The sequence below is a fragment of the Terrisporobacter vanillatitrophus genome, from assembly GCF_051148895.1.
In the GTDB taxonomy this organism is placed as follows: domain Bacteria; phylum Bacillota; class Clostridia; order Peptostreptococcales; family Peptostreptococcaceae; genus Terrisporobacter; species Terrisporobacter vanillatitrophus.
In genome coordinates this window covers 22,255-37,495 of sequence record NZ_CP154625.1, presented here as the reverse complement: position 1 = coordinate 37,495, position 15,241 = coordinate 22,255, and the positions used below count along the sequence as shown (strand labels likewise).

Here is a 15,241-nt window from a genome sequence, read left to right as displayed (position 1 = left end):
TTACTATAATTATATAATACAAATTGCATTTGTCAATAAATTAATTTTCATAACCATTTAAATTCTAATATAAATAAAAACCAAGGATATACCTTGGTTTTTTATATTTCTCTTCTACCTTCTAATGCCTTTGAAATAGTCACTTCATCCGCATACTCTAAATCTCCACCTACAGGTAATCCATGGGCTATTCTTGTAACCATTATTCCCATGGGTTTAACAAGTCTTGATATGTACATAGCCGTAGCTTCACCTTCTATAGTTGGGTTAGTGGCCATTATTAGTTCCTTTACATCTTGATTTGCTAATCTAGTAATCAACTCTCTAATTCTTATCATATCTGGTCCTATACCATCCATAGGAGATATCACTCCATGAAGTACGTGATATTGACCCTTGAACTCTTTAGTTCTTTCCATAGCAGCAACATCTCTAGGATCTTCTACTACGCATATGACGCTAGCATCCCTATTTTTATTAGAACACATACTACATATTTCTTGATCTGATATATTACAGCAGACTGAACAATATTTTATTTCCCTTTTTGCATCTAATATAGCTTTTGATAAAGATTCTACATCATTGTCATTCATATTTATAACATGAAAAGCTAACCTTTGTGCTGTTTTTCTTCCTACTCCTGGTAGTTTAGAAAACTCCTCTATAAGCCTATTAATAGGCTCTGTATAAATTTGCATACTTATCACCTACTAGAATAATCCTGGGATATTCATTCCTCCAGTAACCTTACTCATTTGATTTTGTTGCATATCATCAACTTTTCTTAAGGCTTCATTAACTGCACTTAATATTAAATCTTGTAACATTTCTATGTCATCTGGGTCTACTACCTCTGGTTTTATAGCTATATCTATAACTTCCTTTTTACCATTAACTTTAACTGTAATAGCTCCACCACCTACTGAAGCCTCAACTTCCTTTGATTCTAATTCTTCTTGCATTTTTTGCATATTTTCCTGCATTTTTTGAGCTTGCTTTAATATGTTATTCATGTTTCCTGGCATTCCACCAAATCCTTTTTTAGCCATCTTATATACTTCCTCCTTTAAATTTATCATTTATTTTATATCACAATATAATTTTTATCATTTATTATATTATTTTTCAATACTGTCTTTTACTTCTAATATATTTTCATTCACTATACCTTTAAGTATTTCTTCTCCTTCATCATTTTTGCTACTAGTTTCTTCTAAGTTCATATTAGCAATTTCAGATTTTAGATATATTTTTAGATGAAAACTTCTATTTAATACTTCTCTTATAACTTGTTCCACATATTTTATAGTTTCTTCTGAACTAAGCCTAGATCTAGCGAAAGAAAAATTATCATTAAATATTATAAACAAAGCATTTTCTTTTACATAGAAACTGCTAACTTCTTTTAGAAGAGCATATATGCTTGGTTTTTTATCATCTTTTATTTTTCCAATTATTTTTTTCCATGATAATTCTACTAACTTTACATCTTCACTTTTTACTTCTTCATATATTATATCTTGTTTTTCTTCTTGATTATTTATTTTTTCATTTTTATTATTTAAACTTGATTCAGGTTCACTTTTTACTGTTACTACTTTTATATTTCCACTTTCTATTATTTGCTCTAAATTTTCAATTCTTTTAATCAATGCTTCTTTACTTTCATCAAACATGGGTTGTGCTATTTTCATCATAGTAACTTCAGCTAATATTCTTGTGTTTGAAGATGATTTCATTGAATCTTGTGTCTCTGATAATATATTTAATATTCTTATCAGATCATTTATATTAATAGTTTTAGCTTGTTCCTTTAATCTTTCTATACTTTCTTCAGGTAATGATATAATTTCATCAAGATCTTTAGATACTTTACAAACCATCAAATTTCTAAAATGATCTATTAAATCATTTATTAAATTTCTTATATCTTTTCCCCAAATAATAAATTCATTTAATGTTTGAAGTGTTTTTTTAGTATTTTCATCTATAATAGCTTGAGATAATTCAAATAGTTCATCAATATTAACAGTACCTAATAATTCTATCACATCATTATATTCTATTATTTCATTTCCAAATGACATACATTGATCAAGTATACTTAGAGCATCCCTTAGAGCACCTTGTGAATTTCTAGCTATTAAACTTAGTGCTTTTTCCTCTGCTTGAATATTCTCTTTTTCACATATATACGACATTCTATTGGCAATATCTTTTGATGACACTCTTTTAAAATCAAATCTTTGACATCTAGATAATATAGTTGCTGGTATTTTATGTGGCTCTGTTGTAGCTAATATAAAGATTACATATGATGGTGGCTCTTCTAGAGTTTTTAATAAGGCGTTAAAAGCTCCTTGAGATAACATATGAACCTCATCTATAATATAAACTTTATATTTTGCTTTTGAAGGAGTATATTTTACACTTTCTCTTAACTCTCTTATATCATCTACACTGTTATTTGATGCCGCATCTATTTCTACTATATCCATGATATTATCATTTAATGTATCTACACATATTTCACACTCATTACAAGGCTCTTCATCAATAGGATTTAGACAATTTACTGCTCTAGCAAATATCTTAGCTGTAGACGTTTTACCAGTACCTCTAGTTCCAGAAAATAAATATGCATGACCTATATTACTATTTCTTATCTGATTTTTTAAAGTTTTTACTATGTGTTCTTGTCCAACTACATCCTCAAATGTTTTTGGCCTATATACTCTATACAACGCTTTATGCATATTTACATCTCCTTCAAACTATTTTTACTTTATAAAAAAGTCTATTTATGATTTTTTCCAATCCAAATACATTTATATCATATATTTTATAATAAATAAAAATATTTGTTAATTATTTTTATGTACAAAAAAATCCCTCTTAAAGGGATTATTATATTTATATATAAATGCTGTACACCATCTATTGATTAATACTTCACAGACGTTACCAAAACAGTTAGCTCAACCTAGGCACTCCTATGTCACATGCAAGGAATCACTTACCGCTGCTTCCTTCCGGATCTGACGGGGTTCATGAGCTTACATTGCACAGGACCTAAGCATCAACACCACTTATTCTGGGCAGCTCTACAAAGTAAAAACCTCTAGATGGAATTCAATCCTGCTATAGCGGATTGCAGGTTACAGGGCACCGCTACCTCCCCATCTAGTACAGCAAAATTACAACCATATTTATTTGTTGGCGGAGAGAGTGGGATTTGAACCCACGATACGTTTTACCGCATACTCACTTTCCAGGCGAGCGCCTTCGACCCCTCGACCATCTCTCCTTAATGTTTGTTTCTAAGAGTCTTGAAAAATTCTTGCAAAATATGCGCACACTCGTCTTTAAGTATACCAAAGGTTACTTCAATATTATTATCTTTATAATAATCCATTTTAAACTCGTGTTGTTTTTCCATTTTTAAGTTTTTTATATGTTTAGATCCAATAATTATATTCTTTATTCTAGAATTAATTATAGCTCCACTACACATTATACACGGTTCCATAGTAACATACAAGTCACAATTTATAAGTCTCCATCCACCTAATACTTCAGAAGCTTGTTTTATAGCTAACATCTCAGCATGAGCTGTACTATCTTTTAATTCTTCTGTAAGATTATGTGCTCTAGCTATAATCTTATCATCCTTAACTATAACCGCTCCTATTGGAGTTTCTCCTTTATTATATGCCTTATATGCTTCTTTTAAAGCTTCTTCCATGTATAACGATTTCTCCATGATACCTCCTAAACATATAACACATTTATATTATCATAATTTTTATAATAATTCAACTCATTTGTTTAATTGAATTTTTTACCATTTTTACATATTTTAATGATTCGTTTCTCGTGAAACATTTCATTTTATTTATATATTAAAAATAGACAGACTTACAAGTCTATCTTTTTATATCCTTTTACTAATTTATATATTAGTAAAAAAAGATTACGTGGCTACGTGCTACTCTCCCAGGAGGTCGCCCCCCAAGTACCATCGCCGCTCAAGAGCTTAACTTCTGTGTTCGGAATGGGAACAGGTGTATCCTCTTTGCTATAATAACCACATAATCTTTATATTAAAGTATTAACTTTTGTTAGTACTTTCAAAACTGCAAACATTTAAGATATAACTTATATTGGTCAAGTCCTCGACCTATTAGTATCAGTAAGCTACATATGTTACCACACTTCCACCTCTGACCTATCAACCATGTAGTCTTCATGGGGTCTTAACCTTACGGTGGGAAATCTTATCTTGAAGTAGGCTTCGCGCTTAGATGCTTTCAGCGCTTATCCTTTCCGTACTTAGCTACCCAGCTATGCCCTTGGCAGAACAACTGGTACACCAGCGGTACGTCCATCCCGGTCCTCTCGTACTAAGGACAGGTCTCCTCAAATTTCCTACGCCTGCGACGGATAGGGACCGAACTGTCTCACGACGTTCTGAACCCAGCTCGCGTACCACTTTAATGGGCGAACAGCCCAACCCTTGGGACCTACTACAGCCCCAGGATGTGATGAGCCGACATCGAGGTGCCAAACCTCCCCGTCGATGTGGACTCTTGGGGGAGATCAGCCTGTTATCCCCAGGGTAGCTTTTATCCGTTGAGCGATGGCCCTTCCATGCGGTACCACCGGATCACTAAGTCCGACTTTCGTCCTTGCTCGACCTGTATGTCTTGCAATCAAGCTCTCTTCTGCCTTTACACTCTTCGTACGATTTCCGACCGTACTGAGAGAACCTTTGAGCGCCTCCGTTACTTTTTAGGAGGCGACCGCCCCAGTCAAACTGTCCACCTGACAGTGTCCCACTACCTGATTCAAGGCAGCTGGTTAGAATCCCAGTACTACAAGGGTGGTATCCCAAGGATGGCTCCACACAGACTGACGTCCATGCTTCATAGCCTCCCACCTATCCTGTACATGTAGCACCGAGACTCAATGTCAAGCTACAGTAAAGCTCCATGGGGTCTTTCCGTCCTGTCGCAGGTAACCGGCATCTTCACCGGTATTACAATTTCACCCAGTCTGTTGTTGAGACAGTGCCCAAATCGTTACGCCTTTCGTGCGGGTCGGAACTTACCCGACAAGGAATTTCGCTACCTTAGGACCGTTATAGTTACGGCCGCCGTTTACTGGGGCTTAAGTTCACTGCTTCGGTTGCCCTAACAGATCCCCTTAACCTTCCAGCACCGGGCAGGCGTCAGCTCCTATACATCGTCTTGCGACTTAGCAGAAACCTATGTTTTTGGTAAACAGTCGCTTGGGCCTATTCTCTGCGGCCATGTTTCCATGGCACCCCTTCTCCCTAAGTTACGGGGTCATTTTGCCGAGTTCCTTAACAACAGTTCTCTGGCTGGCCTTAGGATACTCTCCTCACCCACCTGTGTCGGTTTGCGGTACAGGCACCTTTAACCTCGATAGAGACTTTTCTCGACAGTGTGAAATCAGCTACTTCGCTACTAAATTTCGCTCCGCATCGTACCCCAGCATTATTCTAACGGATTTGCCTATTAGAACTGCCTCAATACTTGCCCGTACATAACCAACAGTACGGTTAGCTTATCCTTCTGTGTCATCCCATTTCTCAAACGGTTATTGGTGGTACAGGAATATCAACCTGTTGTCCATCACCTACGCCTTTCGGCCTCGGCTTAGGTCCTGACTAACCCAGGGCGGACGAACCTTCCCCTGGAAACCTTGGGTTTACGGCCTGTGGGATTCTCACCCACATCTCGCTACTCATGCCAACATTCTCACTTCTATACAGTCCACATCTCCTTACGGTAATGCTTCAATCCGTATAGAAAGCTCTCCTACCCATCATAAATGATGCCGTAGCTTCGGTAGTACGTTTTAGCCCCGGAAATTTTCGGCGCAGGATCACTCGACCAGTGAGCTATTACGCACTCTTTAAATGAGTGGCTGCTTCTAAGCCAACATCCTGGTTGTCTGTGCAATCCCACATCCTTTACCACTTAACGTACATTTAGGGACCTTAGCTGACGATCTGGGCTGTTGCCCTTTTGACTATGAATCTTATCACCCACAGTCTGACTCCCAAGTATAAGAATACGGCATTCGGAGTTTGATAGTCTTCGGTAAGTGCAATACCCCCTAGGACATTCAGTGCTCTACCTCCGCTTCTCTAAACCTTGAGGCTAGCCCTAAAGCTATTTCGGAGAGAACCAGCTATCTCCGGGCTCGATTGGAATTTCACCGCTATCCACAGGTCATCCCCGAGCTTTTCAACGCTCGTGGGTTCGGTCCTCCACGAAATTTTACTTTCGCTTCAACCTGCCCATGGATAGGTCGCCCGGTTTCGGGTCTACGTCAACTAACTAAACGCCCAGTTAAGACTCGCTTTCGCTACGGCTCCACACCTTAAGTGCTTAACCTTGCTAGGTAACGTAACTCGTTGGCCCGTTCTACAAAAAGTACGCAGTCACACAAGTAATGTGCTCCTACAGCTTGTAAGTGTAGGGTTTCAGGTTCTATTTCACTCCCCTCCCGGGGTTCTTTTCACCTTTCCCTCACGGTACTATACGCTATCGGTCACTAGGTAGTATTTAGGCTTGGAGGATGGTCCCTCCTGCTTCCCACAGGGTTTCACGTGTCCCGTGGTACTCTGGATCATATCTAGAGTCTTATTCTTTAAACTACGTGGCTTTTACACTTTATAGCGGAGCTTTCCAACTCTCTTCGTCTTGAATAAGTGATTCTGTTATGATATGTCCGCAACCCCAGTGAAGAAAACTTCACTGGTTTGGCCTGTTCCGCGTTCGCTCGCCGCTACTTACGGAATCGAATTTCTTTCTCTTCCTCCGGGTACTTAGATGTTTCAGTTCCCCGGGTTCCCCTCGCATAGCTATGTATTCACTATACGATACTTAGACATTACTCTAAGTGAGTTTCCTCATTCGGAAATCTTGGGATCAAAGTTTACGTGCAACTCCCCCAAGCTTATCGCAGCTTATCGCGTCCTTCATCGGCTCCTAGTGCCAAGGCATTCGCCCTACACCCTTAATAACTTGACCAGTTATCAAAGTTGATATTTTTAAAAGTTATCTTCTTTATATGATATATTTTTTAAGAAGTTTATCTTCTTCTTTTATAATGTCATATCACTAAATGTTATGCAGTTTTCAAAGTACTAATTTTGAGTTTTCATAAAGAACCCTCAAAATTAAACAGTAGGTTAATTCTCCCTAGAAAGGAGGTGATCCAGCCGCACCTTCCGATACGGCTACCTTGTTACGACTTCACCCCAGTTATTGATTTCACCTTCGACACTCGCTTCCCAAAAGGGTTAGCTAAGTGGCTTCGGGCGCCCCCAACTTCCGTGGTGTGACGGGCGGTGTGTACAAGACCCGGGAACGCATTCACCGCAGCATTCTGATCTGCGATTACTAGTAACTCCAGCTTCATGTAGGCGAGTTTCAGCCTACAATCCGAACTGAGAATGGCTTTAAGGGATTAGCTCGGCCTCACGACTTGGCTGCCCTCTGTACCACCCATTGTAGCACGTGTGTAGCCCTAAGCATAAGGGGCATGATGATTTGACGTCATCCCCACCTTCCTCCAGGTTATCCCTGGCAGTCCCTCTAGAGTGCCCAACTTAATGCTGGCAACTAAAGGCAAGGGTTGCGCTCGTTGCGGGACTTAACCCAACATCTCACGACACGAGCTGACGACAACCATGCACCACCTGTCACTTCTGTCCCCGAAGGGAAAAATGCGATTAGGCATCGGTCAAAAGGATGTCAAGCTTAGGTAAGGTTCTTCGCGTTGCTTCGAATTAAACCACATGCTCCGCTACTTGTGCGGGTCCCCGTCAATTCCTTTGAGTTTCACTCTTGCGAGCGTACTCCCCAGGCGGAGTACTTAATGCGTTAGCTGCGGCACCGAGGGGGGTAACCCCCGACACCTAGTACTCATCGTTTACGGCGTGGACTACCAGGGTATCTAATCCTGTTTGCTCCCCACGCTTTCGTGCCTCAGTGTCAGTTACAGTCCAGAAAGCCGCCTTCGCTACTGGTGTTCCTCCTAATATCTACGCATTTCACCGCTACACTAGGAATTCCACTTTCCTCTCCTGCACTCAAGTTTCCCAGTTTCAAGAGCTTACTACGGTTGAGCCGTAGCCTTTCACTCCTGACTTAAGAAACCACCTACGCACCCTTTACGCCCAGTAAATCCGGATAACGCTAGCCCCCTACGTATTACCGCGGCTGCTGGCACGTAGTTAGCCGGGGCTTCCTCCTCAAGTACCGTCATTATCTTCCTTGAGGACAGAGTTTTACGACCCGAAGGCCTTCATCACTCACGCGGCGTTGCTGCATCAGGCTTTCGCCCATTGTGCAATATTCCCCACTGCTGCCTCCCGTAGGAGTTTGGACCGTGTCTCAGTTCCAATGTGGCCGATCACCCTCTCAGGTCGGCTACTGATCGTCGCCTTGGTAAGCCGTTACCTTACCAACTAGCTAATCAGACGCGGGTCCATCTCATACCGCCGGAGCTTTGATAAGAAATCCATGTGAATCTCTTATATTATCCTGTATTAGCATACCTTTCGGTATGTTATCCATGTGTATGAGGCAGGTTACCCACGCGTTACTCACCCGTCCGCCGCTCTTCTCCGAAGAGAATCGCTCGACTTGCATGTGTTAGGCACGCCGCCAGCGTTCATCCTGAGCCAGGATCAAACTCTCAAATAAAAGTTGTCCAACTGCTCAGCTAATCATTATCTGAATATCTGGCTTGGTTTGTTTGTTGTTTCAGTTTAATTCTTAAAGAATTAATTTATTGTTAACCTACTGTTTAATTTTCAAAGTTCTTTTGCTTGTTTCAGCTTCTTTATTCTATCAAAGCTGTTTTTCTTTGTCAACAACTTTTTTTCAAAAGTTGTTTGTTGACGTTTTGTCCCTGTCTCAAGGACAAGTAATACTATATCATCGTATTAATTAAGAGTCAATACTTTTTCTCAAAGTTTTTTTAATTATTTTATTTTTATTTATTAAAATCAACGTAAACACTGATAATACATAACTATGAAGAATAAATAACTATGAAAAATATTTTTAATTCTTCATAGTTATTTTTATTATTTTATAAGCTTATTAAATATTTGCTCAAAAATTATAGAATTTGTATAAATTATTATTCCAAAACCAATTACTGTGTACAAGAATATTATCTGCCCCCAATAACTACTAAATAAATTAATTAGCAAAAATGGGCTTAAATTTAAAATTACCATTATTACTGTATAAGGCAAGTTTTGTATAGATATAAGAGCAGAATTTATCATAGTATTTTTTATAGTGTTTTCAAACTTAGATATTATAGGAAATACATATGTTAATGTAAAAGTGTACATTATGCCTATTATAGTAAATATACACTGTAAAACCTTACTTACCGATTCATGTGAAACTAGTCTAGACATATAAAAATCAAACAGCAATACTCCCCCTATTATTAACATAATCGACCATACTATCGTGCTAGTTTTAAAGTTTTCTTTAAAACTTCTAATAAATTCTTTTACTATGTATGTTTCTTCATCTTTTATCATCTTCATTGCAACAGAATACACCGCTGTAATTGATGCTCCTATTGTTACAATCGGTAAGCATGATATTATACATAGCAAGTTAAGTATAACTATATCTGTTATTTTTTCTAAAATTTCAAAAAACTTGTTATCATAACTGAATAAATTATACATAAAAACTATCATTCCTTTCGCTGTGCTCAAGGCACAAAATTGGATGAAAAATGGTATAATACATACATTTTTCGTTAATAAATCTAATAAGTAAGTAAATATACTACAGAGCACGGCGGGGTAAGTGAGAAAAGTGCCTATCGGCAAATCCGCATAAAAACTTGTGCCGAATATCTATCTAAGTACAAATAATTGTGCCATGAGCACGTAAGTTAATCTTTGTTTTAGCAAAGACCGTTAAAAAACTAGGATATTCAGTCAATGTTTACTTACTTAATTTTTTATTTAAGGTGATAAAATGCTTAAAATTGTTCATCCAGTATGTTGTGGTATTGATGTTCACAAAAAATTTATAGTAGCTACAATTGCTTCTACTAATTCTAAAAATATCACAACATATAAAACTAAAAACTTTCAAACATTTACCCATAATTTAATTGAATTCAAAAACTGGTTATTAAGTAACAATTGTACTGAAATATGCATGGAAAGTACCGGTAAATACTGGTTACCAATCTATAACATTCTTGAAGATACTTGTAATATTACACTTGCAAATCCTAAATTTATAAAAAATATTCCTGGTAAAAAAACTGATAAACGTGATTCTTTATGGATTACAGATTTACACAAGCATGGTCTAGTTAGGGGGAGTTTTATTCCTCCAAAACAAATCAGAGAACTTAGAGATTTAATGAGATACAGAAGTAAATTAGTTAATTTTCGTTCTAGTGAAAAAAACAGAATTCAAAATTCATTAACTGTATCTAACTTAATGATTTCTAGCGTTGTATCTGATACATTTGGTAAATCTTCTTCAGCTATTATTAAATATGCATTGGATCATCCCGAAAAGCTGAATATTGATTATACTGAATTTCTTCATGCTAGACTACTACCTAAAGCTGAAGAAATAAATCTATCTATGCAAGGCAATATATCTAAAGAGCAATCAAGCAAAATGAGAGTTTCATTTAACCATTTTGACTATATAAATAATTGTTTGACCCAACTAGATAATGTAATTTCTATCATTTCTTCAGACTACCAGGATCAAATATCTTTACTTTCTTCCGTACCAGGAATTACACCTAAGTCTGCCGTAGGCATAATTTCTGAAATAGGTGTTGATATGTCTAAATTTGATACATCAAAGCACCTTTGTTCTTGGGCAGGATTAACGCCTCAGAACAATGAAAGTGCAGGAAAAAAGAAAAGTGTTCGTATAAGTCGTGCCGGTTTATATTTAAAACCTTTGCTTGTTCAATGTGCCAATGCAGCTATTAAAGATAAATCATGTCCTTACTTTAAATATAGATATGAATCTATTAAAAAAAGACGTGGACATAAGAGAGCTATAATAGCTATTTCAAGAATGCTACTTACTTGTTGTTACAATATGTTACTAAATAATAAAGAATTTAATTCTTCATTATACGATTCTTACTTAAGTGATTGTGTAAATCAAACTAAATCTATAGATAGGATGATTAAATATCTACAAACTCAAGGATTTGTAGTTCAAACACAAGTTGAAGAATCACTTGGAATTACATGATAATTAACCAGTAAATCAATTTTCCACAAACTCCGTTTTTATTTTTTTTAATATTTAAAGGGAGTTATTTAGTGTGCAATCCCTTCGGGTATCTTTTTTCAAGTTAACCCTTCCTCTTATTTATAAAGTATATTAAATAAAACTGCCATATTCATGATTATAGCAGTTTATTTTATATTTTTATTAATTTGTTATTATTTTACCAGTTTCATTGTCAAATATATGGACTTTTTCCATGTCAAATTTAAACTTTACTTTATCTCCTACTCTTGCTGATGTTGTGGCTTTTACTTTTGCAGTCATAGGTGATTGTTCTATATTAAAGTATAAGTACACTTCTGATCCTAGTAATTCATATACACTTATACTCGTTTCAATTTCTCTTCCTGTACTTTTTTCATTTAATTCAGCTAAATCATGTACGTTTTCTGGACGTATACCCATACATATTACTTTATTTACATATCCACCTTCTACTAATGATTTGGCCTTAGCTTCTGGTAATACTAATTCATGTTCACCTATTTTTAGTGTAACTTCTTCATTATTTTGACATACTATTGCATCTAAGAAGTTCATTTGTGGTGAACCTATAAATCCAGCAACAAATTTATTTTTTGGTGCATTGTATAAGTTTTGTGGTGTATCAACTTGTTGAACTATACCATCTTTCATTACTACAATTTTAGTACCAAGAGTCATAGCTTCTGTTTGGTCATGTGTCACATATATCATAGTTGCTCCTAATCTTTCATGTAACTTAGATATTTCTGTACGCATTTGAACTCTTAATTTGGCATCAAGATTCGATAAAGGTTCATCCATTAAGAATACTTTTGGTTCACGAACTATTGCCCTTCCCATGGCAACCCTTTGTCTTTGTCCACCTGATAATGCTTTTGGTTTACGCTCTAATAAATTTTCAAGGTCTAATATTTTAGCCGCATATTTCACTTTTTCATCTATTATTTCTTTTGGAACTTTTTTTAATTTTAGTCCAAAAGCCATATTATCATATACACTTAAGTGTGGGTACAATGCATAACTCTGAAATACCATTGCTATGTCTCTATCTTTAGCCTCCACATCATTTACTACTCTATCATCTATTTTTAAAGTGCCTTTGCTTATATCTTCTAATCCAGCTATCATTCTTAATGTTGTAGATTTGCCACAACCAGATGGACCTACAAATATTATAAAGTCTTTGTCTTCTATTTTTAAATTAAAATCTTTTACAGCTTCAAAACCATTCGGATATATTTTACTTATATTTTGTAATGATAAGCTTGCCATTTTTTAATCCCCCTCATATACTTAATGGTACTAAAATTATCTATTTAATTCTGAAGTTGACTCTCTCTCAATTAATTCCCCTTGGAAAACTCTATGCTGATTTTTTGTCTTCTTATTAATTAAATCAAATAAGATTTTAGTAGTTTCTCTTGCCATCTCTTCCACAGGCTGACGTATAGTAGTAATGGAAGGATTATAATAATATGTGATATCTAATCCATCAAATCCTACAATAGAATAATCTTGCGGAATTCTTTTTCCACTTTCTAATATGGCTTTACTTGCTCCAATTGCCATACTATCAGAAATAGAATAAACCGCTGTAAACGCTTCCCCTGATGCTAAGAGCTCTTTCATAAGTTTATATCCATTTTCTATAATTTGAATGTTTTCATTATCATTAATATGTCTAATTAAATTTTCATTTATAGGTATATTCCTCTTGATTAAGGCATTACGATAACCTTGTATACGTAATCTACTAATACTTTGGTCACTTTTACCCGCAGCTAAAATTGCAATTTTTGTATGTCCTTGGTCACATAGGAAATTAACTACTTTTTCACTTTCATTTTTATCATCTACACATACTGAGGAATATAAATTTTTATCTACATCACCTGCTATAGCTATTGTACTTAAAACAAAAGGTATATTGATTTCTTTTAGTTTCACTTCTTGATGAGAGAAATTTCCTCCTAAAAATACAATTCCCTTTAACCTTTTTTCTTTTATTAATTCTAAAGCTACTTCAACTTCATCTTGATCTGAATCAACTCTATGTAGTATAAAGGAATATTTTCTGTCTTGTATCTCTTCTTCAAATACTTTTATCATGTTTTGAAAAAACGGGTTGTCTATACCCTTTATTAATACAGCTATGGTTTTAGTATCTAAAAGTTTTAAATTTCTAGCACTTTTGTTAGGAACAAAATTACTTTCTTTTATAACTTCCATTATCATAACTCTGGTTTCTTCACTTATGTCAGGATGATTGTTAATGGCTCTTGAAACTGTGCTTACTCCGACACCACATTTCTTAGCTATATCTTTAATTGTAATTGCCTTCATATTAACACTATCCTTTCATTATTGTATTTTGCTATATCAGTTTATCACATAATAGACATTAAAGTTATATTCTTGCATATAATTTAGTTAACATCTTTATTTTCTTTATCATTTTCTTAGAAAAACATTCTTTCTGCATCCTCCATTTCCAGTTATCACCTAGAGTTGAAGGCGTGTTTATTCTTGCTTCTGATCCTAAACCTAGATAATCTTGAACTGGTATTATACAAGTGTCCGCTACACTTCTCATGGCCAAACATATAAAGTCCCAATGTATAGCATTATCACGAGTATATCTGTTATTCATATAATTAATAGACATTCTTTTATCTTCTTTACTGATTTCTTTATACCATCCGCAAATAGTGTTATTGTCATGTGTTCCAGTATAAACTATACAATTGTTATTATAGTTATGAGGTAGGTAATCACTATCCTCCCTTGAATCAAATGCAAACTGCAGTATTTTCATACCAGGATATCCTGTATCTTTAAGAAGTTGTTGTACACTTTCTGTTAAAAATCCTAAATCTTCTGCTATAATGTCTACATTTCCTAATTTTTCTTTTAAATATTTGAACAACTCTATACCAGGTCCTTTTTCCCATGTTCCATTTACTGCTGTTAAGTCTCCATATGGTATAGAATAATATTCGTCAAAACCTCTAAAATGGTCTATTCTTACAATATCATATAACTCAAATGATTGTTTTATTCTTTTTATCCACCACTCATAATCTGTAAACTTATGATATTGCCAATCATACAAGGGATTTCCCCATAATTGACCTGTCTCACAGAAACTATCTGGTGGACAACCTGCAACAGCCGTTGGCATACAATCTTTATCTAATTGAAATAATTCTGGGTTAGCCCATGTATCTGAGCTATCTAATGATACATATATTGGAATATCTCCAATAATGGAAATTCCTTTTTTATTTGCATAAGCTTTTAATTTGTTCCATTGTTCAAAAAATAAGTATTGTAAATACTTATAGAATTCAATTTCTTCATGCAATTTTTTTTCATATTCTAATAAGGATTCTTCTTTTCTTTCTCTTATGTCTTTATTCCATTTTATCCATGACTTTCCATAGTAAGAATCTTTTATAGCCATATATAGTGCATAGTCATGTAACCACCATTTATTTTTCTCGCAATATGCATTGAATTTTTTATTTAATCCTATATTACTTCTTTTATATGCTACTTTTAATATTTTAAATCTTGATAAATAAATCTTCTCATAGTCAATAGACTCTTTATTATCTCCCCAATCATAACTGTTACACTCCTCATTAGACAATAAATTTTCTTTAACTAGTTCATCTAAGTCTATAAAATATGGATTACCTGCAAAAGTAGAGAATGATTGATATGGAGAGTCACCATATCCAGTAGGCCCAAGAGGCAGAATTTGCCATAAACTTTGACTTGCATCATGTAACATATCTATAAAATCATAAGCTTCTTTTGAGAAAGCCCCTATACCATATTTAGATGGTAAACTTGCAACAGGTAATAACATTCCACTTTTTCTCATGATGTCCCTC

At 35.3% G+C, this 15,241-nt stretch carries 9 protein-coding genes, 1 tRNA gene, 3 rRNA genes and 1 other RNA gene; 1 reads left to right on the top strand and 13 read right to left on the bottom strand.

Annotated features, from left to right (window positions below; genetic code table 11):
* Nucleotides 1-101 precede the first annotated feature (101 nt).
* The 10 genes from recR to TVTCOM_RS00135 all read right to left on the bottom strand — a co-directional run bounded on the left by recR (nt 102) and on the right by TVTCOM_RS00135 (nt 9,790).
* Nucleotides 102-701, bottom strand: coding sequence for a recombination mediator RecR (gene recR / locus TVTCOM_RS00180; protein WP_434797908.1), 600 nt, complete (start codon nt 699-701; stop codon nt 102-104).
* Between the two features lie 12 nt (nt 702-713).
* Nucleotides 714-1,052: a YbaB/EbfC family nucleoid-associated protein gene (locus tag TVTCOM_RS00175; protein ID WP_434797907.1), complete on the bottom strand. Its 339-nt coding sequence runs from the start codon at nt 1,050-1,052 to the stop codon at nt 714-716.
* Between the two features lie 69 nt (nt 1,053-1,121).
* A complete protein-coding gene (gene dnaX / locus TVTCOM_RS00170; RefSeq protein WP_434797906.1) occupies nt 1,122-2,759 on the bottom strand; it encodes a DNA polymerase III subunit gamma/tau in 1,638 nt (545 codons plus the stop codon).
* Between the two features lie 170 nt (nt 2,760-2,929).
* An RNA gene (gene ffs, locus TVTCOM_RS00165) (signal recognition particle sRNA large type) lies at nt 2,930-3,195 on the bottom strand.
* A 25-nt stretch (nt 3,196-3,220) separates the two neighbouring features.
* Nucleotides 3,221-3,310 (bottom strand) — tRNA-Ser (locus TVTCOM_RS00160).
* Nucleotides 3,311-3,766, bottom strand: coding sequence for a nucleoside deaminase (locus TVTCOM_RS00155; protein WP_434797905.1), 456 nt, complete (start codon nt 3,764-3,766; stop codon nt 3,311-3,313).
* Between the two features lie 212 nt (nt 3,767-3,978).
* Nucleotides 3,979-4,095: ribosomal RNA gene (gene rrf, locus TVTCOM_RS00150) — 5S ribosomal RNA — on the bottom strand.
* 71 nt (nt 4,096-4,166) lie between these two features.
* Nucleotides 4,167-7,067, bottom strand: a 23S ribosomal RNA gene (locus TVTCOM_RS00145).
* Between the two features lie 175 nt (nt 7,068-7,242).
* Nucleotides 7,243-8,747 (bottom strand): 16S ribosomal RNA (locus TVTCOM_RS00140).
* Together the 16S, 23S and 5S rRNA genes form the textbook arrangement of a ribosomal RNA operon.
* A 386-nt stretch (nt 8,748-9,133) precedes the next feature.
* A complete protein-coding gene (locus tag TVTCOM_RS00135) occupies nt 9,134-9,790 on the bottom strand; it encodes a YesL family protein (RefSeq protein WP_434797904.1) in 657 nt (218 codons plus the stop codon).
* A gap of 268 nt (nt 9,791-10,058) precedes the next feature.
* Here TVTCOM_RS00135 and TVTCOM_RS00130 point away from each other — a divergent pair, with 268 nt between their 5' ends.
* Nucleotides 10,059-11,318 carry an IS110 family transposase gene (locus TVTCOM_RS00130; RefSeq protein ID WP_434796464.1) on the top strand — a complete coding sequence of 420 codons (1,260 nt, stop codon included), beginning with the start codon at nt 10,059-10,061 and terminating at the stop codon, nt 11,316-11,318.
* 183 nt (nt 11,319-11,501) lie between these two features.
* On the opposite strand, the gene TVTCOM_RS00125 is transcribed toward TVTCOM_RS00130, so the two are convergent.
* The 3 genes from TVTCOM_RS00125 to malQ form a co-directional block, all read right to left on the bottom strand.
* Nucleotides 11,502-12,614: an ABC transporter ATP-binding protein gene (locus TVTCOM_RS00125; RefSeq protein ID WP_434797903.1), complete on the bottom strand. Its 1,113-nt coding sequence runs from the start codon at nt 12,612-12,614 to the stop codon at nt 11,502-11,504.
* A 36-nt stretch (nt 12,615-12,650) separates the two neighbouring features.
* Nucleotides 12,651-13,685 carry a LacI family DNA-binding transcriptional regulator gene (locus TVTCOM_RS00120; protein ID WP_434797902.1) on the bottom strand — a complete coding sequence of 345 codons (1,035 nt, stop codon included), beginning with the start codon at nt 13,683-13,685 and terminating at the stop codon, nt 12,651-12,653.
* Nucleotides 13,686-13,749: 64 nt separating this feature from the next.
* Nucleotides 13,750-15,231: a 4-alpha-glucanotransferase gene (gene malQ / locus TVTCOM_RS00115; protein ID WP_434797901.1), complete on the bottom strand. Its 1,482-nt coding sequence runs from the start codon at nt 15,229-15,231 to the stop codon at nt 13,750-13,752.
* Nucleotides 15,232-15,241: the final 10 nt, after the last annotated feature.

What these genes read in the sequence shown, in the direction of transcription:
- recR (WP_434797908.1), bottom strand. Translation starts at nt 701, where the DNA reads ATGCAAATTTATACAGAGCCTATTAATAGGCTTATAGAGGAGTTTTCT.
- TVTCOM_RS00175 (WP_434797907.1), bottom strand. Translation starts at nt 1,052, where the DNA reads ATGGCTAAAAAAGGATTTGGTGGAATGCCAGGAAACATGAATAACATA.
- dnaX (WP_434797906.1), bottom strand. Translation starts at nt 2,759, where the DNA reads ATGCATAAAGCGTTGTATAGAGTATATAGGCCAAAAACATTTGAGGAT.
- TVTCOM_RS00155 (WP_434797905.1), bottom strand. Translation starts at nt 3,766, where the DNA reads ATGGAGAAATCGTTATACATGGAAGAAGCTTTAAAAGAAGCATATAAG.
- TVTCOM_RS00130 (WP_434796464.1), top strand. Translation starts at nt 10,059, where the DNA reads ATGCTTAAAATTGTTCATCCAGTATGTTGTGGTATTGATGTTCACAAA.
- TVTCOM_RS00125 (WP_434797903.1), bottom strand. Translation starts at nt 12,614, where the DNA reads ATGGCAAGCTTATCATTACAAAATATAAGTAAAATATATCCGAATGGT.
- TVTCOM_RS00120 (WP_434797902.1), bottom strand. Translation starts at nt 13,685, where the DNA reads ATGAAGGCAATTACAATTAAAGATATAGCTAAGAAATGTGGTGTCGGA.
- malQ (WP_434797901.1), bottom strand. Translation starts at nt 15,231, where the DNA reads ATGAGAAAAAGTGGAATGTTATTACCTGTTGCAAGTTTACCATCTAAA.